The organism is Natrialba sp. PRR66 (assembly GCF_034808065.1).
Taxonomy (GTDB): Archaea; Halobacteriota; Halobacteria; order Halobacteriales; family Natrialbaceae; genus Natrialba; species Natrialba aegyptia.
In genome coordinates, this window is record NZ_JAXHGN010000001.1 from 323751 (window position 1) to 344949 (window position 21199).

The window sequence follows — 21199 nt, forward strand, 5'->3', positions numbered from 1 at the left end:
GGTGACGGGTGTTCCGTGGCCACTTCCGTCGATTCATTTTTCAAGTGTTTCGAGTTCCCGTCGGATAGGGGTTCGTTCGAAGTACTGCAGTTCGATGACGATCACGAGGACGGTGAGCAGGAGGACGACGACGAACGTTCCGAATTCGGTCGTTGCCAGGTGCCAGCCGAGTGCGACGATGGCTCCACCGGAACCGAGGGTGCCGATTGCGGGGACGAGGGCCGAGTGCACGGCGGACGAGCGTTCGGTGTAGGCGAGGAAACTCACCAGTCCGAAGAGCGTGATAAACGTGAGCGAGGCGAAGGAACTGATGGCGTTGAGGCTTCCGAACGAGGCTAGAACGGCCGTTAGCGCGCCGAGGACGATAAGTTCACGAATCGGTTCGCGCCCGCGGCTTTCGAGTTGAGTCGGGAGGAGCGAATCCGTCGCTAACTGTCGCATGAGTCGAGACGTGCTAAACAACGTCGCGTTGAGCGCGCTGGCCGTCGAAAACAGCGCGGCGATCGAGATAAGTCCGAATCCGACGGATCCGAAAAACGGATTGGCAGCAACCGCGAGCGCGGTCTCCGGGTTTTTCTGGATTGTCGACGGGCTGAGGAGGCTTGTCGTGACGAGGGCGACAAGGACATACAGTAGTGTAACACCGGCGATTGAGGTGTAGATGGCTTTCGGGACCGTTTCGCGCGGGTTTCGAACGCTGTTTTGATCGAATAACAGCAGTTCCCAGCCTTCGAACGCGACGAACGAGATGGCGGCGGCGACGATCGGCCCGGTGCCGAGCGACGAAATTCCGGATTCGAGTTCACCGTGCGTGAACCCGTAGTACAGGCCGCCGCCGCAGAACGCGAGTAAAATCAGTACCTTGAGTCCAACGAGCGATTCTTCGGTTCGGCCGGACGCGTGCGATCCCAGCGCGTTGATGCCGATGAAGATCACGATGACGGCCGCCGAAATCACCGGTTGCAGTGGGAGTCCAGCCGCGGTACTGACGCCGAGAATAGCAGCGAAATAGCTCCCGAACGCGTAGGCGTACAGCCCCATCGTTCCGATGTATCCGATGACGAACGTCCAGCCGGCCATTCCGGCGAGGTTCGTACTGCCGGTGAATCGTTCGATGATCGTAATCGGGCTGCCGGGGTTTGCTAGCCGTTCGTTGAGTGTGACGAATGAATAGCCAGCACACACGGCGATCAGCCCCGAGACGACGAACGCCATCCACGCGGACGGCCCGGCTTCGGCGGCGACGACGCCGAGCACGGCGAAGATCCCGCCACCGACCATCCCGCCGACGGCCATCGCTACCGATTCGACGCCTCCGATTTTAGCAGGCATACCCGTCGTGTCTACGAACGCCAGCATAGGGATTCGCAGCCCCATCCAATGGAGACCGTTTCTTACGGCAGAGACTCCGCTCGAACGGAGAATACAACCTGCGATAGTGAACTGGTGGTGGTACTCGCGCTAGAGCCCGACGTTCAGCGCGTAGGGCCAGTGAACGGTGCTGACGGCGAGAAAGAGCAGGGCGGCCCCCGTGCCGTAGACGTTCTTGAGGAAACTCGTGAACTCGTCCTGGGCGTCCGCGCCGTCGGCGTTCCAGAAGTCGTGCATCGTCGCGGCCGAGACGAGCAAGAAGAGCGCGAGTCCGGCAGCTCCGAGCGCCGGGAAGACGCCCACGATGAGCGAGAGCCCGCCAAGGACGAGCAATCCGCCGCTGAGCAGCACCGAGGCCGTGGGTGCCGGGATGCCCTTGAACTCCGCGTAGCCGGCCATCTCCTCGATGTCCAGGAAGTGGTTTAGCCCCATAAACGCGAGGACGCCGCCGAAGAGCAGCCGCGAAACCAGAAAGAGGAGATCGGTTCCGGTCGCGTCGAACATCAGGCGAGCACCTCGCGTTCGGACTCGTCGGTTCTGATTGGATTCGTACGAGTCGCGTCGATACCGATTGCTGATTGCATTGCGTTACCTGGTACGAACTCGAACCTATATATCGATTCTTGGACATCAGTACCACCGGCTAACAGGCATGTTACCTCGCGATTCGAGCGGGTGGTCGGGTAAACGGCTCGAGCGGTGGGGAATTCGTTCGCGTTCGCACCGGTACGAAATTCGAAAACTGATTTCGAGAATCGTACTGTATCGTGGGGCTTATTACGATGTGCGAACTCCGAACGGACAAGACCAATGAGCACGGACAATGATACAGCAGGGGACGGACGCACGATCCTCCTCATCGGGAGCGGCCCGATCCAGATCGGGCAGGCCGCCGAGTTCGACTATTCGGGAGCCCAGGCCTGCCGGGCGCTTCAGGAGGAAGGTGCCCGCGTCGTCCTCGTGAACTCGAATCCGGCGACGATCATGACGGACCCGGAGATGGCGGACGAGGTGTACATCGAGCCGATTACGACCGACGCCATCGCCGAGATCATCCGGAAGGAGAATCCGGACGGCGTCATCGCCGGACTCGGCGGCCAGACTGGGCTGAACGTCACCGCCGAACTCGCCGAAGAGGGCGTCCTCGAGGAGTTCGACGTGGATATCATGGGCACGCCCCTGGAGACGATCTACGCGACGGAAGACCGCGACCTTTTCCGCCAGCGCATGGAGAAGATCGGCCAGCCGGTCCCCGCCTCGACGACCATCTCGCTCGACGAGGGCGAGGAGGTCACGGAGATGACTGAGGAGGACCTGAAAGACCGCGTGCAGGCCGCCGTCGACGAGGTCGGCGGGCTCCCGGTCATCGCCCGGACGACCTACACGCTGGGCGGCTCCGGATCGGGTGTCGTCCACGAGATGGACGAACTCCTCCGCCGCGTCCGGAAGGGACTGCGCCTCTCCCGGAACAGCGAGGTCCTGATCACCGAGTCCATCGCCGGCTGGGTCGAGTACGAGTACGAAGTCATGCGCGACGCCGACGACTCCTGTATCATCATCTGCAACATGGAGAACATCGACCCGATGGGCATCCACACCGGGGAGTCGACGGTCGTCACGCCCTCCCAGATTGTCCCCGACGAGGGCCACCAGGAGATGCGCACCGCGGCACTCGACGTGATCCGCGAACTCGGCATTCAGGGCGGCTGTAACATCCAGTTCGCCTGGCACGACGACGGCACACCCGGCGGCGAATACCGCGTCGTCGAAGTGAACCCGCGCGTCTCTCGCTCCTCCGCGCTGGCCTCGAAGGCGACGGGGTACCCGATCGCCCGCGTGACCGCGAAAGTCGCCCTCGGCAAGCGCCTCCACGAGATCGAAAACGAGATCACGGGCGAGACGACCGCCGCCTTCGAGCCCGCGATCGACTACGTGGTTACAAAAGTTCCGAGGTGGCCCAAGGACAAGTTCGACGACGTCGACTTCGAGCTGACGACGGCGATGAAATCGACCGGCGAGGCGATGGCCATCGGCCGCTCCTTCGAGGAGAGCCTGTTAAAGGCGCTTCGCTCCACGGAATACGAGCCCGACGTCGACTGGGCCGAGGTCAGCGACGACGAACTCGAGGAGCACTACCTCGAACGGCCGTCCCCCGACCGTCCGTACGCCATGTTCGAGGCCTTCGAACGCGGCTACACCCTCGAGGAGGTCGTCGACCTGACCGGCATCTTCGAGTGGTACACCGAGCGCTACAAGAACATCGCCGACTCGACGCTCGCCGCACAGGAGGGCGACTTCACCGAGGCCGCCATCGCCGGCCACACCAACACGTCGATCGCCGCTACCGCCGGTTCGGACGTTGGAACCGTCGAGCAGGAAGTCCCCGGCCGCACGTACAAACAGGTCGACACCTGCGCCGGCGAGTTCGAAGCCGAAACCCCCTACTACTACTCCGCGCGCAAGAACGAGTTCGAAACCGGCCCCTACGAAGGGATGGCCGCCGCGGGTGAACTCGAGGTCGACCCCGACGTCGAGAGCGTGATCGTCGTCGGCGGCGGCCCGATCCGCATCGGGCAGGGCGTCGAGTTCGACTACTGCTCGGTCCACGCGGTCCGCGCGCTCAGGGAGCTGGGGATCGACGCGCACGTGGTGAACAACAACCCCGAAACCGTCTCGACCGACTACGACACCTCCGACGGGCTGTTCTTCGAACCGATCACGGCCGAGGAGGTCGCGGACGTCGCCGAGGCGACCGGTGCCGACGGCGTGATGGTCCAGTTCGGCGGCCAGACCTCCGTCAACATCGGCGAACCGCTCGAGGACGAACTCGCCCGCCGCGGACTGGACTGCGAGGTCATGGGCACCTCCGTCGAGGCCATGGACTTAGCGGAGGACCGCGACCGCTTTAACGCCCTGATGGACGAACTCGAAATCGCCCAGCCCGAGGGCGGCACCGCCTTCTCGAAGGACGAAGCGCTCGATCTGGCCCACGACATCGGCTACCCCGTCCTCGTGCGCCCGTCCTACGTCCTCGGCGGTCGCGCGATGGACGTCGTCTACGACGACGCCGAACTCGAAACCTACATCGAGGAGGCCGTCCGCGTCAGCCCGGAGAAACCGATCCTGATCGACGACTTCCTCGAAGACGCGATCGAACTCGACGTGGACGCGGTCTCGGACGGCCGCTCGGTGCTGATCGGTGGCATCATGGAACACGTCGAGAGCGCCGGCGTCCACTCCGGCGACTCGGCCTGTATGATCCCGCCGCGCTCGCTCGACGACGACACCCTCGCCCGCGTCCGCGAGGTCACGGAAGACATCGCCGAGGCGCTGCAGACGCGCGGCCTGTTGAACGTCCAGCTCGCCGTCCGCGACGGCGAGGTGTACGTGCTCGAAGCGAACCCGCGCTCCTCGCGGACCGTCCCGTTCGTCTCCAAGGCGACCGGCGTCCCGATCGCCAAACTCGCCGCGAAGGTCATGGCCGGCGAGACGCTCTCGAGCCTCGACGCGACGGAGCAGGTGCCGGAACACACCTCGATCAAGGAAGTCGTTCTGCCGTTCGACCGCCTGCCGGGCTCGGACCCGCGTCTCGGCCCGGAGATGAAATCGACCGGCGAGGTCATGGGTACCGCAAGCGAGTTCGGCACGGCCTACTGGAAAGCCCAACAGGCGGCCCACAACGATGTCAACGAGGGTACCGCCGTCGTCGACCTCGACGTTGCGGGCTTCGAAAACCACTTCGACGTGGCCGAGTTCGACGACGTGACACAGGCGATCCGCGAGGGCGCGGTCGACTTCGTCGTCAGCCGCGACCGCGACACCCTCGAGATGGCCGTCGAGGAGGAAGTGCCGTACCTCTCGACGGAAGCGAGCGCCGAGGCCTACGTCGAAGGACTCGAAAGCTTCGCGGGTGAACTCGAGGTTGCGTCCGTGACCGACCGTCCGAAGGAAACGGCCCGGTGGGGCGTGTCGGAGTAAGTCGTCGCCCCTCGTTGTGGTCGCACCGTCGGTCCGTGCGACGCCATCGCCAGCGATGATCCGATCCGTCAGATCGGATCCAATTACGGCGTCAGCGTCGTCGACACCGACGGAGACGGAGCGATCGGTGGCGAACTGATTGTGTTCCTCGCCGCGCGCTGCTCGCGGCGTTCGGTGTGGAAATGTATACTATCTCACATTCTTTTCCCCGTTCAGCCGCTACCCCGGGTCGCGACCCATGTCCGAACAGACCAGACGCGACGTCCTTCAGTTCGCGACCGCATCGGCAGCAACCGGCGTTCTCGCGCTCGGATCGGCGGCCGCCCAAACGACCGAAACCGAGTGGCAACAGGCTGAGTCGCCGACCGGAAAGGCGCTCAACGACGCCGTCGATACCGCCGCGGGGCCGTTCGCAGTCGGTGCCGACGGTAACGTCCTCGCCCGGCGGGAAGACGGCTGGCAGACGGTCGTCGCGTACGGCCCGCAGGCCCGGAGTCGTCGCCTGACCGGCGTCGACGCCACCGACGACGGGCGGGCGGTCTGGTTCGTCGGCGGGAGCGGCGTCATCGGCGAGTACGACGTCGAGACGCAGACCCTGACGAATTACTCCGCGCCGAACGGGAAGACGAGCACGTGGGAAGACTGCACCGTACGGGGAACGGCCGGCGAGAACGAGCGCCTCTACTTCGTCAACGGATCCGGCGAGTTGCTCGTCGGCGTCCGCCAAGACAGCGGCGCGATCGAGTATGCGGAGGTGAGCAAACCCGGCGGCGGCTCGACGATCCCTGCTATCGACTGTCATTCCCGGGACGCGGGGCACGTCTGCAGCACGAGCCAGTTCGTCGCGGAGACGGTCGACGGCGGGGAGACGTGGGAGCAGATCGGTATCGACTTCGCGGGCGGCGCGTTCTTCGATCTCGCGAGCCAGGGCGAGCAAGACGTGAACGTCGCCGCCGGCTCCGGGATCGTCTACCGCTACGATGGTTTCCGCTGGACGCCCCACGTCGTCGACGACGCCCGACGGGCCGTCCGCGCGATCGACCGCGACGGAGCCGACGGCCTCGCGGCCGGCGACGGCGGCGCGCTGTACGAACGACAATCTGCCGGCCAGTGGCGACAGTACGAAACCGAACTCGAGTCCAAACTGGAGGGCGTCGCGACGGGATCGTCGTACGACGTCGCGGTCGGCGACGGCGGGACGATCCTCGAGCGGGCCGTCGACTCCGGTGACTCCGACGACTCCGACAGCGACAGGAACGAAACGAATTCGACGGCGGTCGACACTACAGCCCTCGCACTGGACGTGCCCGACGCGGAACCGCTGACAGTCGAGCGCTACGTCGAAGGGGAGTGGATCACGCCGGCGTAGCGGACCCTTTCGTCCGGCTCACTCGAGCACGTACCAGTCGAACCGCTCGACCGCGTACCGATAGGCGACCGGCGGTGCGACGACGCCGATCGCGACCACTATCCACGCCATCAGCGTGACCTGACTCGCCGTCAGCCCGACTTCGACCTGCGGGAGCAGTGTAACCATCGCCGTTGCGATCTGAGCCACCAGCGTCGCGCCGTCGGTATAGAGCACGACGGCGGCCCCAATCGGGAAGATAATTCCGGCGGTATAAACGACGAACGACATCTTGCTCGGCATGACGGCCTCGCGGTTGCCGGTGATCGCAACGCTTCCGAAGCGCGGGAACGCCGACCCGACACCGACGGCCAGCGCCGGCGAGGCGAGCGCGCCGAGAACCGTCCCCGCGAGCAAAACCGCGGTCGACTCGAGCGAGATCGGACTCGCGAGTCCCGCCGCCAGCGCCACGAGCACGCCGAGTGGCACGCCGACGAGCGAACTCGCGATCATCCGGCTGCGAATCATCGTCGTCCCACTGACCGGCGAGGACAACACCGCCGGCAGCGTCTGGCCGAGGTCTCCGAGCGGGTTCAGCGAGAACAACACACCGGTTCCCCAGATGACGTACAGACAGAGCATGACGGCGATGTACGACGGCACCGTGCCCGTCTGAATGATCTCCTGCGCGAAAAAGAGCGACCCGAACAGCGGATAGGCGGCGTACATGAGCCGAATCGGAGCGCGCTTCGTCCGCCGGATCGTCGTCAGCGTCAGCGTTCGAAGCTGTTTCGAGAGACCGTATTCTAAAACTCCGTCGAGGCGACTCTCGGACTCCGGTGTCGCCTCCATGTCGTCTTCAACCCGCGCCGGATCGGCGTACCAGTGAACTCGTGCGGAGACGACGCCGACACCGATTGCGAGCGGAATCAGGACGGCCGAGCCGACGAGTGCGCCGACGATCGCACCCATCGAGGGGGCGACGTTCGGAACGCCGAGGAGGAACAGGTGTCCGAACCAGCCGAGCGGGCCATCGCCGAGAAGGTCAAACAGCATTTCGGCGAGAATGTCGAACCAGCCGAGCGATATCGAGCCGAAGTACGCGACTGCAAGAACGATGATGAGCGGCGTGCGATACCGGGCGATCGGTTCGTAGACGGTCAGCAGGTGTCGAACCCAGGTTCCGATAACGAACCCGACGGGGACCGCGGTGACGAGCAACAAAAGGGCGACAGCCGGAATCGCAAGCGCCGGCAGGATCGTTCCAGCACCGCTCGCGAACGCCGCTGAAAAGACCACAACCGGTGGAACGAGCCAGATCGCAAACAGTAGTATCTCCGCACAGACGATGCCGATGACGGTCGATCGGAGCGGTGCCGAGAGCAGGAGCACCGCCGGCTGATCGATATCGGCTGCGGCGGTGACCGTCCTGATCGCCGCCATGAATATCAGAAAGATCCACGCGAGCGCGACGACACCCGTCACGATAGTAGTCGCCATCGCGTTGTCGACGGTTCCGGTTGCGATTTCCTCGCCGAACGTCGGCAGGAACAACACGCCGAGTGCCGTCATCGGCCCCAGCGCGAGGAGGGCGACAATCGCCATCATGAGGAGTTTCGTCCGGTTACCGACGACAGTTCGAACGGTTCGACGGACCTCCGTTCGAGCGACGAGAGTCGCACGCGAGTTCATCGAGGACCACCTATTGGAAGCTGAACCGGGACGTGGAAGGGCGAGAGAACGGGCGGATCACGGACCATACGGTCACTTCAACGATGGCGGTGATAAACAATTTGAATCGTTGTCATTCCCGGCCGTCAACGCGGAATGTCATGAATTTAACTCTCTGGAGAGAAAACGGGACGTATGGCCCCCGAGTTCGACACAGCGTCTCCGACCCCGAAAACGGCTCCCGCGATCGCCACCGACGGGCTTACGAAACACTACGGAGAGACGAGTGCCGTCTCCGATCTGACGTTCGAGGTCCCGCGCGGAACGGTCTACGGCTTCCTCGGGCCGAACGGCGCGGGCAAGACGACGACGATGCGGATGCTGACGACGCTGACGAAGCCGACGTCGGGCTCGGCACGCGTCGCCGGCCACCCGATCACCGACCGCGAGGCCGTCACGCCCCACATCGGCTACCTTCCCGAAGAGCCGCCGATCTACGACGAACTCACCGGTCGCGAGCAACTCGAGTACGCCGCCGGCTTGCGCGACCTCCCCGAAGCGGAATCGACGGAGCGTATCGAGTCCCTGCTCGCTCGCTTCGATCTCACAGCCGACGCCGACAAACGGATCTCGGACTACTCGAAGGGGATGCGCCAGAAGGTCGGCGTCATCCAGGCCGTCCTCCACGAACCCGCCGTCGCCTTCCTCGACGAACCGACCAGCGGTCTCGACCCCCGCGCCGCTCGGACGATGCGCGAGACGATCGCCGAACTAGCTGACCAGCAGATGACCATCTTCCTCTCGACGCACATCCTCTCCGTCGTCGACGACCTCGCCGACCGCGTCGGCGTCCTCCACGGCGGTGAACTCGTCGCCGAAGACGACCCCGAGACGCTGAAATCCCGCGCCGAAACAGGCGAGACTCGCAGTCTCGAGGATGCGTTCCTCGAAGTCACGAAGGAATCGTCAGACGAACGACGCGAAGCTGGTGCGAGCGTCGAGCCGTCGTTCGAGTAAGCCGGCCGACAGTCGACGCCACCACTCACCGGTACAATGACGCGTTCATCCCTCCGTCCGTCGCCGTCTACGCTCGCCCTCGCCGCGCTGGGTGGGGCCGCCAACGTCGCTGCCGTTCTCGCGCTGTTCGCCCGTGCGGACTATCCGGCGCTCGAATCGCCGCCCGAACTCGCCGTCCTCGCGGCGACCGGATTCGCGCTCGGCTTCGTCTCGCTCTTCATCTCGGCACACACCCGCCTGCTGACGCCCGCGGTCGGCTTCGTCGCCGTCCTCCTCGGCACCGTCTACACTGAACTCACCACGCCGATGCCCGAGTGGGGCGAACTGGGCGGCTACGTCGTCGTCGAGGGACCGACTCACGTCTGGAGCTACGCGAACTCGTGGTACATCTGGCTCTCCTTGCTACTGATCGCCGGACTGGTCGAGTTCGGCGTTCGGCGCGGCTACGGACTCGGCGACCGGCGGCTCCGAAATCTCCCGTCGATGCCGCTCTCGCGCACCGCAATACTGGGGATGGTCACGGTGGGTGCCGGATTCCTTGGCGTTGGGACGACGCGACTCGTGCTCCGAGCGGGGATCAACCCGCGGGTAGCAGCAGCGGTCGTCTTTGTCGGTGCAACCGCCGTCGCTGCCGTTCCGCTCGCAGCGTTGTTGACGCGGGGACTGTTAGTGCCGACCGTCCTGTTCGCGCTGTTGGTGCCGTACTTTCTGACGATCGAGGTGTTCACCGCGACTGACAGCCCCGTTCACATTCTGTTGTTCGGCCCCTACGCAATTGGTCTCCTCATCGGTGCGGCGTTCGAAAACTGGCTCCGGTCGCGGCTGCGCGGCTGGAACGGTGGCCGATTCGCCGATCATCAGTCTGCGTGAGGGGGGTGAGGAGGGGCGAAGGGGCGACCCGAAACCCGAGTCCGACACCCTAAAGCGGGCTGACTCTGTGGTTCGGATATGGAGTATCACGAGGCGGCGGACGTTCTCTTTGGCTTGCGGCGCTTTCGACCCAAGCCGGGGACGGCGTCGACGGCACAGCTGCTCGCCCACCTCGAGGACCCACACGACGGGGTCGCGTTCGTGCAGGTCGCCGGCTCGAACGGAAAGGGAAGTACGGCGCGAATGGTCGAGCGGACGCTCCGCGAGGCCGGGCTCTCGGTCGGACTCTACACCTCCCCACACCTCGAGGACCTCCGCGAGCGCGTGCAGGTCGACGGACGGAAGATGCCCCGATCTGCGGTTTGTGCGTACGTCGAGACGATTCACGACTATCTAACCGAGCGGGCTGCGGCCGGCGAATCGCCGACGTTCTTCGAGGCGATGACGGCCATGGCGCTGTGGCAGTTCGGCCGCGAGGACGTCGACGTGGCCGTGCTCGAAGTCGGTATCGGCGGGCGCTACGACGCCACCAGTGTCGTCGATCCTATCGCGAGCGCGGTGACGAGCGTGACGCTGGAACACACCGGTATCCTGGGCGAGACCGAGGCCGAGATCGCGCGCGACAAGGCCCACGTCGCCCCCGAGGACGAGCACACGCCGCTGGTCACCGGCGTTTCGGGACCGACGCTCGATGCGATTCGCGACGTTGCAGGCGAGGTCGTTACAGTCGGATCGAGGGGTGTGGCCACGGGAACTAGCGCCGATCAGGATTCGAGCGACGAAAGCGACGCGAGCGACGAAAGCGATGAGAGAGACGAACACAACGAGAGCGACGGGCAGGACGCAGACGACGGCGCGCCAGCGGAGACCGAACCGAAAGCGTCCGAGGACGGAGACGCTGACTCCACTTCGGTGGCTCCCGATATCCGCGTCTCCTACGACGGCCGTGCGAACCACACCGAAGCCGCCATCTCGATCGACGCCGACGACTGGGGCGTCTCAACCCAAATTCCGCTTCTGGGTCCCCACCAGGCCGAAAACGCCGGTATCGCCGCAACCCTCGCTCGGCAGGTTACCGAGATCTCCGACGCTGAACTCGCCCGCGGGCTTCGGAACGCCCACTGGCCGGGCCGGTTCGAGGTCATGGATACCGACCCGCTCGTCGTCCTCGACGGCGCGCACAACCCCGGAGCCTGCGAGCAGCTCGCGGCGACGCTCGACACCTACGAGTTCAGCGAGTTGCACCTCGTTTTCGGGGCGATGCACGACAAGGATCACCGCGAGATGGCCGCGGCGTTGCCGACGCCGGCGTCGGTGGTCACGACGGAGCCGGGTCTCGATCGGGCGGAGGACCGCGACGTGCTCGCGACGGTGTTCGAGGACGCCGGGGCGTCGGCCGTCGAAACGACCCGGAGCGTTCAGGACGGCCTCTCGATGGCGCTCGAGCGGGCGGGTGCGGACGACTGCGTGCTCGTCGCCGGGTCGCTGTTCGCGGTCGCGGAGGCGCGTTCGCGCTGGACGACGACCGGCGTGACGAAGCGTATCCGCGACCGGGCGGACGCCCGAGATGCGCTCGAATCGGCACAGGTCGCTCCGGGCGATGTCGACCGGTTCGACGAGCAGGCCGTCCATCGCGTCGTCAGGACGAATCTCCAGGCTCGACAGGCGAATCGTCTCCGGGAGGAGTTGGTGCGCCTCGACGGCGAATGCGTCCTGTCGGGAACCGATCGCCAGCACGACGAGCGCGTCGATGCCGTGCTGATGGGCACGCTCGAGCAGTTCGAACGGCTCGTCGAGACGCTCGCGTCGACGGGGGCAGATACGGACGGAAACGGACTCGACACCGTCGCTCGCGAACTCGCAGACACACTCGAACTCGCCTCGGTCCCCAGCGATGACGCGGATGCAGATGTCGCTGTAGATGGAGAGACGGAGGCGGTCGCGGACGCAAACGCGGCGACGAAGTCAGCTCCCGTGACCCGGCCCTGGACCGGCGACCGCACCGCAGTCATGGGCATCCTGAACGTCACGCCCGACAGCTTCCACGACGGTGGCGAGTTCAACGCGCTGGCTGATGCCGTCGAGCGCGCAGAGGCGATGGTCGAGGCCGACGTGGACGTGATCGACATCGGCGGCGAGTCGACGCGTCCCGGTGCCGATCCCGTCCCGGCCGACGAGGAGATCGATCGGGTAGTGCCCGTCGTCGAACGGCTCGCCGAACTCGACGTCGAACTCTCGGTTGACACCAGAAAGGCCGCGGTGGCGGACGCCGCGCTCGAGGCCGGCGCGGACATCATCAACGACGTATCGGGGCTCGAAGATCCGGAGATGCGGTTCGTCGCGGCCGACCACGATGCGGGGCTGATCGTGATGCACAGCATCGACGCACCGGTCGTGCCGGGCCGCGAGGTGACCTACGACGACGTCGTCGAAGACGTGATCGACCAGCTCGCAGAGCGCGTGTTGCTCGCGGAGAAGGCGGGCGTCGACCGCGACCGCATCGTCGTCGACCCGGGTATCGGCTTCGGCAAGTCCGCGGCCGAGAGTTTCGAGCTGCTAGACCGGATCGACGAGTTCAGCGCGCTCGGGTGTCCGGTGTTGGTCGGTCACTCTCACAAGTCGATGTTTGCGCACGTCGGACGGGATGCGGGCGAGCGGGGCGAGGCGACGGTCGCGGCGAGTGCGCTGGCGGCGGATCGGGGTGCGGATCTCGTTCGGGTCCACGACGTGCCGGAGAACGTCGCCGCGGTGCGGACGGCGCTTGCGACGCGCGATCCGGAGCGGTTCGAGTGGTGAGTCGCCGGTCGGGATCGGATTTCGATGGACCGGATCGGTTTCGGTAGTCAGTTGCCGGTCTAACTTTCAACCGTCAGGAGCGCATAGCACCGACGAGCCCGATCGCTTACACTCGGTGCTCGGTGTCTTTCGATGACAGGAGAGCATCCGTCAGATCACGGCGACGGTGAAGAGCAACGCGACGAGTACGGCTCCGGTACGGTGTTTCCGACGGGGCCGAACGCGGATTCGGTTTCCGTTTCCGTTTCCAGTTCCGTTTCCGCCCCCGGAACGCTGCCAGTCGTCGGCGGTGCGATTCTGGCCCTCTCCGGGCTTCGATCGCTGCTTCGCGGGCAGCTCCGCTCGCTTCCGATCGGCGCTGCCGGCCTGGGCCTGCTGGGCTACGGGCTACGAAAGCGCCGTGAAGAGGGAAGCGCTCAGACTGCACTCGCGTCGTTCGGTGAGACGACCGAGGAGTCGACCCCCAGTGACGAGACCGCGAACGAGGACGCGTCGTCCGGAATCGAGTTCGTCGACGACGAGGAGGAGGCGGCATCGCCGACGGGTTCGAAGCCTGAACTCGACTCCGACGAGCACGATCCGCGACGGAACACCGACGATGACGACCACCTCGAGATCGACGTCTCCGAGTCGGCGACGAGAGACGAGGTCTCGGAGGCGACTGGCCCCGATCCCGAACAGGCCGAGCCCGTCCAGACCGAAGCCACCGAACCGGAGCGGACGCCGGGCGGCGATTCGGGGTCGGGCGACGAAGAAGCGTCGGATACAGCGGTGGAATCCGGTGACGAGGATGGGGCAGCCGAAGACGAGGGTGAGGGCTCATCCGACGTGACCGACGACGAAGCGGAGTCCGACACCGACGACGCCGACGCCGATACCTGAGGGCGGGCGCTATTTCTCCCGTCCGCTCTCGCTGACAGTCACCCAAAGGCGGGAAAATTCTCATTTCACCGTCAGTTGTAGCTCCGAGGAACCGTCGCCACGTCGGCGACCGATCCAGTATGAGCGACCAATCACAGCGCACCCGCGCGGAGATCGATCCCGAGTACGACCACCGCCGCGAGGATGGCGTCGACGAGTCCGAACTCGAATCGCTGCTGGCTGGGTACACCGTCGGGCGGGACGACCACGAGAATGCGCCCGCGTTCGTCATCCGACCCGACGACGTGCAAGCGGTATTGACCCTCCTTCGGGACGAGGCGGGGTTCGATCACCTCTCGTGTATCACGGGCCAGGAGTACGAGGATCGCTACGAGTCGCTCTTACACGTGACGAAGTACGACCGGCGGACCCACGAGGTGACGCTCGTCGTGCAACTCCCGACGGACGCGCCCGTCTCTCAAACAGCCGAGCCGGTCTTTCGGACCGCTGACTGGCACGAACGGGAAATATTCGATCTCGTCGGCATCGAGTACGAGGGCCATCCAGACCCGCGACGAATCCTCCTCCCCGACTCCTGGCAGGGCCACCCGCTGTCGCGGGAGTACGACCAGACCAAACCGCAAGTCGTCAAATACGCCGAACACGCGAATCCGCTCCAGCCCGACCGCAAAACCGAGACGGATACGATGGTCCTGAACATCGGGCCGCACCATCCGGCGACCCACGGCGTGTTGCACCTCAAGGCGACCCTCGACGGCGAAACGGTCGTCGATGTCGATCCGGACGTCGGCTACCTCCACCGCTGTGAGGAGCAGATGTGCGAACAGGGGACCTATCGTTACCAGATTATCCCCTACTCGAACCGGTGGGATTACACGGCGAACCTGCCGAACGAGTGGGCGGTCGCCCGCGTTATCGAGGACGTGGCCGATATCGAGGTCCCGACGTACGCACAGCTCCTTCGCACGATGGCGACCGAGTTCGGCCGGATGCTCGGACACTTCCTCGCGCTCGGCACCTTTGCACTCGACGTGTACGGCGAGTTCACGGCGATCTTCCAGTACGCGTTCCGCGACCGCGAGGTCGTTCAGGATATCTTAGAGGACCTGACCGGCCAGCGGATGATGTTCTACTTTTTCCGATTGGGTGGCGTCGCCTGGGACTTGCCGGAGCCTCGCGACGAGTTCATCGACAAGTGCCGAGCGTTCCTCGACGAGTTGCCGGCGAAGATGGACGAGTATCACGCGCTCATCAGCGGCAACGAAATCTTCCAGATTCGGACGGTCAACACGGGAGTTCTTGAGCCCGATGTCGCGAAGTCCTATGGCTGTACGGGGCCGGTCGCCCGCGCGTCCGGCATCGACTACGATTTGCGGCGGGACGATCCGTACGGCTACTACGAACGCCTGGACTGGGACGTGGTCACGGCGGACGGGTGCGACAACCACGCGCGGGTGCTCGTCCGTATGCGCGAGGTTGAGGAGTCGGCGAAGATCATCGAGCAGTGTCTCGACCTGATCGAGGACTGGCCGAAAGACGAGCGGACCGTCCAGAGCAACGTCCCGCGAACGCTGAAACCGGACCCGGACATCGAAACGTACCGCGCGGTCGAATCGGCGAAGGGTGAACTCGGTATCTACCTCCGAACGGACGGGTCGAACAAGCCGGCCCGGTTCAAGATTCGGAGCCCGTGCTTTCACAACCTCTCCGCGCTTCCCGAAATGGCCGAGGGGGAGTACGTTCCGGACCTGATCGCCTCGCTCGGCAGTTTGGATATCGTACTCGGAAGCGTCGATCGGTAGCAGTCTGACGCGTCGGGTGATGGATGATCAGCATTCGGCCGCCCGTCCCGTTCTCCGTTTCTGTTCCTGTCCTCGTTCCGCCCTCCGCTCACCCCGTCCCGTTCTTTACCCACATCTCCGCTCTCTGCTCACCTGTCTCGACTCTGTTCCCGTTCCCGCTTTCATCTCCGTCCTCCTCTTCATCTCCGTCCTCCTCTTCGATCCCGTCCAGGTACTCCAGACAGCAGTCCCGATCTGCTGCGATGTGCTCGCTGGCCGTCCCCGCCGCCTCCGACTCGAGCCCGTCGAGTTTTTTCGCCACCTCGGCGATCTGGGCGGGTTTCGGTCCTGGTTCCGTCTGCGTCCTGTGCCCGTCCTGTTCCGCGGACGGCTCCTCGTTGAGCGAGTCGACCCGATTTCTGAACCGTTCGGTCGGCCGCGTCGCTCGCTCGACGCAGGAGCTCGCGGGCTCGATCGAGGAGGTCCGTGCCGTCCTTACTGTTCTCGGCGTCTTCGGCGGGAAGACTTCGTCGTCCGAGCGGGAACCGGACCTAGACCGAGTGAGCACGTGCCAGCGATCGGAGAACCGTCTCGTCGGCACGTTCACGCGTCACAGAAAGATGCAATATAGTCCTGTATCCCTGACGAATCGACAAGCGTTAAGTTCGCGGGTCCGGTGCAACCGAACGAATGTCGCTCGATCGATGGGAGTCTGGTGTCACAGTCGTTCGGTCCCGCTGGACGGGACTCGAACGCGACTGGCAGAGCGTCGTCGTCGCCGCGACGATCATCGTCACGACCGGCCTACTCGAAGTGCAGATCCCCTGGTGACGGATGGCGGTTCACCGGCTCTTTCCGGGGCTCGCCGTCCTCGGTATCGGTGCGTTTTTCGTCCGAGCGCTCGCTCCAGTTATCGGGTTCAACCACCTGCTCCTCGCCATCGCACTCGGATTCGTCCTGACCAACGCGGTCGGCGTTCCGGCCCGTCTCGAGCCGGGCATCGCGACGCACAAACTCTGGCTCGGCGCCGGTATCGTCCTCATGGGCGCGTCCGTTTCCCTTGGTGCGGTCCGTGACGCCGGCTGGCTCGTCCTCCTCGCGATCCTCACCGTGGTCGGCACCACGCTGCTCGTCGTCGAACTCCTCTCGCGGTTCGTCTTCGGGTTGACCGATCGGCTCGGCTCGCTGCTCGCGGCGGGAAGCAGCATCTGCGGCGTCTCGGCCGTCGTCGCCGTCGCCGGTGCGATCCGCGCCCGGGAGGAACAGGTCGCCTACGCCGCGGCGACGGTGCTCCTGTTCGACGCCGTGACGATCGCGATCTACCCAGTGATCGGCGAACTGCTCGGTCTGTCGGGGCGAGTGTTCGGCATCTGGGCCGGAATCAGCATGTTCTCGACGGGGCCCGCCGTCGCCGTCGGCTTCGCCCACTCGGACGTCGCCGGCCAGTGGGCGACGATAACGAAGCTCGCGCGCAACGCGCTGATCGGCGTCGTCGTCCTCGCATACGCCAGTTACTACGCCCGAGAGGCGAATCGCACGGACGGCGGTCGTAGCGCTCCGTCCGCCGGCGTCGCGAACTCGACGGTTCGAACGCTCTGGAGCGAGTTCCCGAAGTTCGTCCTCGGCTTCCTCGCGCTCGCCGTGCTCTCGAGCCTCGGCGCGTTTTCGGCGGCACAGCGGGCCTCGCTCGAAAATGCCTACAACTGGCTGTTCCTGGTCGCGTTCGTCGGCCTCGGGACCGAAATCCGGCTAGACGAATTGCGACAGACCGGCGTGACGCCTGCGTTCGTCGTGCTGCTGGCGCTGCTCGTCGCCAGCACGCTGTCGCTCGCGGTGCTTCTACTGGCGTTCTCGTCGGCGTGAGCGGTCCGCAGCCTTCGAGTCGCCGTACCGCCGCGTCGAAATCGAACGTCTGTCGAAGGTGGAGGAAATATTTTCCTATTCTTTCGCGAACCGCTGGAAGGGCGATCCGTCCGACGATCGGGCGCTAGTGCTCTCGATTTCCGAGCCGATCGATCCCGACCGTCCGGATGAACACCGTCGTCGGGTCGAAGTTTGGCAGTTCCGGCGGCGTCGACCGCTCGCCAGCGAGTAGCCGTGAAATCCTTCGGTCCATATCGCCACCTCGGGTCGGACATCGCGTCGAACGGAATCGATTCGCCCGGGTTCCCGGACCGGAGCGGCGGTATCTTCCGTCATCGAGGGTGCGCGGGAAATACCACGGCTGACCGGATACTACCCAGCTAGCAGGCGACGCGCCGATTCCGCGGCAGCGGCGCTCCGAGCGCGGAACTTACTTGCCGGTGAGGCCCGACAGGCCGGATATATGCCTGAACGAGAGTTCGACGGAGACGAGAGCGGCGGCGAGTTCGAGGGATACGGTGGGCGGTACGTCCCGGAGCCGCTACAGGAGCCGCTCGAGCAACTTGCAAACGCCTACGACGAGGTGGCGGTGACCGACGAGTTCGAGACGGCGTTTCGCGACTATCTCGAGGAGTTCGCGGGGCGACCGACGCCGCTTTACTACGCGAAGAACCTGAGCGAGCGCTACGGCGCGGAACTCTACTTCAAGCGCGAGGATCTGCTCCACGGCGGCGCACACAAGATCAACAACTGTCTCGGGCAGGCACTACTCGCGAAGCGCGCCGGACGGGACCGACTCATCGCCGAAACCGGGGCCGGACAGCACGGCACCGCGACGGCGATGGTCGGCGCGTTGCTCGGCCTCGAGACGGAAATCTACATGGGGAAAAAGGACGCCGAACGCCAGACGATGAACGTCTTCCGGATGCGGCTGCTGGGAGCCGAGGTCAACGAGGTGACCCGCGGCGGGCAGGGGCTCGCGGACGCCGTCGACGCCGCGCTGGAGGACTTCGCCGAAAACGTCGACACCACCCACTACCTCGTGGGCAGCGTCGTCGGTCCGGACCCGTTCCCGCGGATGGTCCGGGACTTCCAGAGCGTCATCGGTACGGAAGCCCGCGAGCAGTTCCGGGAGCGGACCGGCGGCCTCCCCGACGCTGCGGTCGCCTGCGTCGGCGGCGGCTCGAACGCCATCGGACTCTTCCACGCCTTCCGCGACGATCCGGTCGACTTCTACGGTGCCGAAGGCGGCGGCGAGGGGACGAACTCGAGCCGGCACGCGGCCCCGCTCGCGAAGGGGACGGACGACACTATCCACGGTATGAAGACCCGCGTCCTCGACGACGATGTCGAGGTACACTCGGTCTCGGCCGGCCTGGATTATCCCGGCGTCGGCCCCGAACACGCCATGTTCCGCGCCGTCGGCCGCTGTGAGTACACCGGCGTTACGGACGAGGCGGCGCTTGCTGCGTTTCGCGAACTGAGCGAAACGGAAGGGATCATCCCGGCGCTCGAGTCCAGTCACGCCGTCGCCCGCGCGATTGAACTCGCCGAACGCGGCGACCACGAGACGATCCTGGTCAATCTCTCGGGTCGCGGCGACAAGGACATGGAGACCGCCGCGGAAAAATTCGAACTCTGACGACTAGCAGTATTCTCGAATCGCCGAGACGAGTTCACTCGCATCCGACTCATCGAGGCGACGGCGCGACAGTGCCAGAGACACGGAATCGTCTTCGAACCGCGGAACCAGATGGACGTGGGCGTGCTCGACGGTTCCGACCAGCGGCCCGCTCGTGTAGAAGACGCTGAATCCGTCGGGTTCGAGCGCGGCGTCGAGTGCGTCGGTCATCGTCTGTACTGTCTCGAACACCGCAGCCGTTTCCGCCGCGTCGAGGTCGAACAGTTCCCCCTCGTGTGCGCGGGGCACGATCAGGGTGTGGCCCCTGACGGCCGGCTGTTGATCGAGGAACGCGACCGTTTGCTCGTCGGCATAGAGGCGGGCAGCCGGTTCGTCTCCGGCGACGATGTGACAGAACTCGCAAGGGGGTTCGCTTCGCTGCTCGTCGTACTCTCGCTTCGCAATGCCGTCGATTGCAATTCTCCCGTCGTCGCTCATACGAATGCCCTCTCGGCAGACGATTATATACCCGTCTGCCCGTCTTCTTACTCAGAAAATACCCGCCGACTCCCGTAACGCTCGGTAGGTCGTTAGATACCGGTCGCGAACGTCGTCTCGGTCGTACGTCGCGAAGTGGTCGTCGATGTCGCGGAACTCGAGTTCACCGGCGTCGAGAATCGTGTCGCCGAGTTCGTCTTCGCTGGTAGTTCGAAAGCCGCGGTCCCAGCCTTCGACGAGTTCGTGGGCGCTCGAGTTGGCGTGGTATTCGACGACGCCGACGCAGCCCGCGGCCAATGCCCGGAGCATTTCGGTGGGGAAGACGCAGCGTTCTGCGGTCTGGGCGAAGACGTGAGCGCCGCGGTAGGCGGCGATCCGGTCGTCGAGCGACAGGGTACCGGCGAAAGTGACGCGGTCGTCGATCCGGAGGTCACGCGCGAGCTGTTCGTAGGCCGCTCGTTCGGGACCGTCGCCGATGACGGTGGCGCGCCAGTCGCGAGTCCGATGTTCGGCGAGTGCGAGGAGGAGGCTTTCGAGGTTCGCACCGTCGTCGAGGCGACGGGCGTAGAGGACGTCGGCGCGCTCGCCAGGCGTGACCGAGCGGATGCGGTCAATATCGATCGGGTTCGGAAACGTGTCGACGGCGCGTTCGGTGACGCCGAGTTCGCGGACCCAGGTTGCGACCAGTTCCGACGGGACGAAGTTCCGGTCGACCGAACGCGCGGCGAGTTGTCGCCAGCGGTCCGTCGGGAGACCGCCGTGGCCGTACCAGTCGGCCACAGCTGGGGAGCGAGCGAGCGTTGCGCCCATACTGGCGGAGAGAACCTGTTTTGGTCGGTCGGCACTGGCGTGGACGATGTCGGGGTTTGAAGCGGCGAGGACGAACGGTAGTCGAACGAGAAACGACGCTCGGGCGTCGGGACCGACGGAGACGCCGTGATAGGTGATGTCCTCGCGTTCGAACGTCGAGTGTTCGCCGTCCCAAAACTGGGTACAGTAGACGTGGATCTCGTGGCCGGCGTCTCGAAGGAGTTCGAGAACGGTCTGGAGTCGCTGGTTCGTCTCAGTGTCGTGGTGGAAAACCGTTTCGGAGGAGACGAACGCGACGCGCATATGCCACGGCCACGAAGCGAGAGGATAAAAAATCACTTCTTTCGTATTCGACCAATCCACTCCGTGGGCAGCACCGGCCGAATGCCGCTGAAGTGTTTGAAGACGGATCAATTCTCCGGAGAGATGGTTTGCATCTCGAACGAGTTCTTTCTCGGACTGGTTTCAATTCGATTACGATTCCCATAGTGGCCACTGCAAGTTACTGCACACCCGACCGCATAGCCGTTGTAGGGCCGGTACTCTCGGGATCGGCGGGTTTCACAACTGGACATCCCACAGCCAGTGATAGAGATTACCGGAATTAATTTCCTATTCCACTAGAGTAACGAGTGTATTCTTTCATATAATTTCACTGAGTGGCGACTGTCAGGAAAAATCGACTGAAAACGT

Annotated in this window: 17 protein-coding genes; 10 read left to right on the plus strand and 7 right to left on the minus strand. The window is 64.8% G+C overall.

Annotated elements, in window-relative coordinates; translation table 11 throughout:
* Positions 1–33: 33 nt before the first annotated feature.
* Both SM755_RS01540 and SM755_RS01545 read right to left on the minus strand, forming a co-directional pair.
* Entirely contained in the window at positions 34–1332 is a 1299-nt protein-coding gene (locus SM755_RS01540) for an APC family permease (RefSeq protein WP_323171152.1), read from the minus strand.
* Positions 1333–1461: 129 nt separating this feature from the next.
* Positions 1462–1875 carry a DoxX family protein gene (locus SM755_RS01545; RefSeq protein WP_006664515.1) on the minus strand — a complete coding sequence of 138 codons (414 nt, stop codon included), beginning with the start codon at positions 1873–1875 and terminating at the stop codon, positions 1462–1464.
* 306 nt (positions 1876–2181) lie between these two features.
* Here SM755_RS01545 and carB point away from each other — a divergent pair, with 306 nt between their 5' ends.
* Positions 2182–5349, plus strand: a complete 3168-nt coding sequence (gene carB, locus SM755_RS01550; protein WP_323171153.1) for a carbamoyl-phosphate synthase large subunit — start codon at positions 2182–2184, stop codon at positions 5347–5349.
* A 238-nt stretch (positions 5350–5587) separates the two neighbouring features.
* Positions 5588–6718, plus strand: coding sequence for a hypothetical protein (locus SM755_RS01555; protein WP_323171154.1), 1131 nt, complete (start codon positions 5588–5590; stop codon positions 6716–6718).
* A gap of 18 nt (positions 6719–6736) precedes the next feature.
* Here SM755_RS01555 and SM755_RS01560 read toward each other — a convergent pair whose 3' ends face one another.
* Entirely contained in the window at positions 6737–8389 is a 1653-nt protein-coding gene (locus tag SM755_RS01560; RefSeq protein WP_323171155.1) for a hypothetical protein, read from the minus strand.
* 174 nt (positions 8390–8563) lie between these two features.
* Between SM755_RS01560 and SM755_RS01565 the strand changes: the two genes are divergently transcribed.
* From SM755_RS01565 to SM755_RS01585, 5 genes are all read left to right on the plus strand, one after another.
* Complete coding sequence (locus SM755_RS01565; RefSeq protein ID WP_006664511.1) at positions 8564–9385, plus strand: ABC transporter ATP-binding protein; 822 nt, start codon at positions 8564–8566, stop codon at positions 9383–9385.
* A 36-nt stretch (positions 9386–9421) separates the two neighbouring features.
* A complete protein-coding gene (locus SM755_RS01570; protein WP_323171156.1) occupies positions 9422–10255 on the plus strand; it encodes a hypothetical protein in 834 nt (277 codons plus the stop codon).
* A gap of 78 nt (positions 10256–10333) precedes the next feature.
* Positions 10334–13051 (plus strand): dihydropteroate synthase, encoded by a 2718-nt coding sequence (gene folP / locus SM755_RS01575; RefSeq protein WP_323171157.1) that lies wholly within the window; start codon positions 10334–10336, stop codon positions 13049–13051.
* Between the two features lie 132 nt (positions 13052–13183).
* Positions 13184–13933: a hypothetical protein gene (locus tag SM755_RS01580; protein ID WP_323171158.1), complete on the plus strand. Its 750-nt coding sequence runs from the start codon at positions 13184–13186 to the stop codon at positions 13931–13933.
* A 119-nt stretch (positions 13934–14052) separates the two neighbouring features.
* The gene (locus tag SM755_RS01585; RefSeq protein ID WP_323171159.1) at positions 14053–15735 is read left to right on the plus strand and encodes an NADH-quinone oxidoreductase subunit D; all 1683 of its coding nucleotides are present in this window, start codon (positions 14053–14055) and stop codon (positions 15733–15735) included.
* Between the two features lie 88 nt (positions 15736–15823).
* Here the strand turns inward: SM755_RS01585 and SM755_RS01590 are convergent, their stop codons facing one another.
* Entirely contained in the window at positions 15824–16315 is a 492-nt protein-coding gene (locus SM755_RS01590) for a hypothetical protein (protein ID WP_323171160.1), read from the minus strand.
* A gap of 89 nt (positions 16316–16404) precedes the next feature.
* On the opposite strand from SM755_RS01590, the gene SM755_RS01595 reads away from it, so the two are divergent.
* Positions 16405–16545: a hypothetical protein gene (locus tag SM755_RS01595; RefSeq protein WP_006664505.1), complete on the plus strand. Its 141-nt coding sequence runs from the start codon at positions 16405–16407 to the stop codon at positions 16543–16545.
* A gap of 3 nt (positions 16546–16548) precedes the next feature.
* A complete protein-coding gene (locus SM755_RS01600) occupies positions 16549–17577 on the plus strand; it encodes a putative sulfate exporter family transporter (protein WP_323171161.1) in 1029 nt (342 codons plus the stop codon).
* 124 nt (positions 17578–17701) lie between these two features.
* On the opposite strand, the gene SM755_RS01605 is transcribed toward SM755_RS01600, so the two are convergent.
* A complete protein-coding gene (locus SM755_RS01605; RefSeq protein WP_323171162.1) occupies positions 17702–17830 on the minus strand; it encodes a hypothetical protein in 129 nt (42 codons plus the stop codon).
* 210 nt (positions 17831–18040) lie between these two features.
* Here SM755_RS01605 and trpB point away from each other — a divergent pair, with 210 nt between their 5' ends.
* A complete protein-coding gene (gene trpB, locus SM755_RS01610) occupies positions 18041–19219 on the plus strand; it encodes a tryptophan synthase subunit beta (protein ID WP_323171163.1) in 1179 nt (392 codons plus the stop codon).
* Between the two features lie 3 nt (positions 19220–19222).
* Here trpB and SM755_RS01615 read toward each other — a convergent pair whose 3' ends face one another.
* The gene (locus tag SM755_RS01615) at positions 19223–19696 is read right to left on the minus strand and encodes an HIT family protein (RefSeq protein WP_323171164.1); all 474 of its coding nucleotides are present in this window, start codon (positions 19694–19696) and stop codon (positions 19223–19225) included.
* A gap of 51 nt (positions 19697–19747) precedes the next feature.
* Positions 19748–20809, minus strand: a complete 1062-nt coding sequence (locus SM755_RS01620) for a glycosyltransferase family 4 protein (protein ID WP_323171165.1) — start codon at positions 20807–20809, stop codon at positions 19748–19750.
* Between the last annotated feature and the right edge of the window lie 390 nt (positions 20810–21199).

What these genes read in the sequence shown, in the direction of transcription:
- SM755_RS01615 (WP_323171164.1), bottom strand. Translation starts at nt 19,696, where the DNA reads ATGAGCGACGACGGGAGAATTGCAATCGACGGCATTGCGAAGCGAGAG.
- SM755_RS01555 (WP_323171154.1), top strand. Translation starts at nt 5,588, where the DNA reads ATGTCCGAACAGACCAGACGCGACGTCCTTCAGTTCGCGACCGCATCG.
- SM755_RS01560 (WP_323171155.1), bottom strand. Translation starts at nt 8,389, where the DNA reads ATGAACTCGCGTGCGACTCTCGTCGCTCGAACGGAGGTCCGTCGAACC.
- folP (WP_323171157.1), top strand. Translation starts at nt 10,334, where the DNA reads ATGGAGTATCACGAGGCGGCGGACGTTCTCTTTGGCTTGCGGCGCTTT.
- SM755_RS01580 (WP_323171158.1), top strand. Translation starts at nt 13,184, where the DNA reads ATGACAGGAGAGCATCCGTCAGATCACGGCGACGGTGAAGAGCAACGC.
- carB (WP_323171153.1), top strand. Translation starts at nt 2,182, where the DNA reads ATGAGCACGGACAATGATACAGCAGGGGACGGACGCACGATCCTCCTC.
- trpB (WP_323171163.1), top strand. Translation starts at nt 18,041, where the DNA reads ATGCCTGAACGAGAGTTCGACGGAGACGAGAGCGGCGGCGAGTTCGAG.
- SM755_RS01570 (WP_323171156.1), top strand. Translation starts at nt 9,422, where the DNA reads ATGACGCGTTCATCCCTCCGTCCGTCGCCGTCTACGCTCGCCCTCGCC.
- SM755_RS01545 (WP_006664515.1), bottom strand. Translation starts at nt 1,875, where the DNA reads ATGTTCGACGCGACCGGAACCGATCTCCTCTTTCTGGTTTCGCGGCTG.
- SM755_RS01540 (WP_323171152.1), bottom strand. Translation starts at nt 1,332, where the DNA reads ATGCCTGCTAAAATCGGAGGCGTCGAATCGGTAGCGATGGCCGTCGGC.
- SM755_RS01605 (WP_323171162.1), bottom strand. Translation starts at nt 17,830, where the DNA reads ATGGACCGAAGGATTTCACGGCTACTCGCTGGCGAGCGGTCGACGCCG.
- SM755_RS01600 (WP_323171161.1), top strand. Translation starts at nt 16,549, where the DNA reads ATGGCGGTTCACCGGCTCTTTCCGGGGCTCGCCGTCCTCGGTATCGGT.
- SM755_RS01585 (WP_323171159.1), top strand. Translation starts at nt 14,053, where the DNA reads ATGAGCGACCAATCACAGCGCACCCGCGCGGAGATCGATCCCGAGTAC.
- SM755_RS01565 (WP_006664511.1), top strand. Translation starts at nt 8,564, where the DNA reads ATGGCCCCCGAGTTCGACACAGCGTCTCCGACCCCGAAAACGGCTCCC.
- SM755_RS01620 (WP_323171165.1), bottom strand. Translation starts at nt 20,809, where the DNA reads ATGCGCGTCGCGTTCGTCTCCTCCGAAACGGTTTTCCACCACGACACT.
- SM755_RS01595 (WP_006664505.1), top strand. Translation starts at nt 16,405, where the DNA reads ATGTCGCTCGATCGATGGGAGTCTGGTGTCACAGTCGTTCGGTCCCGC.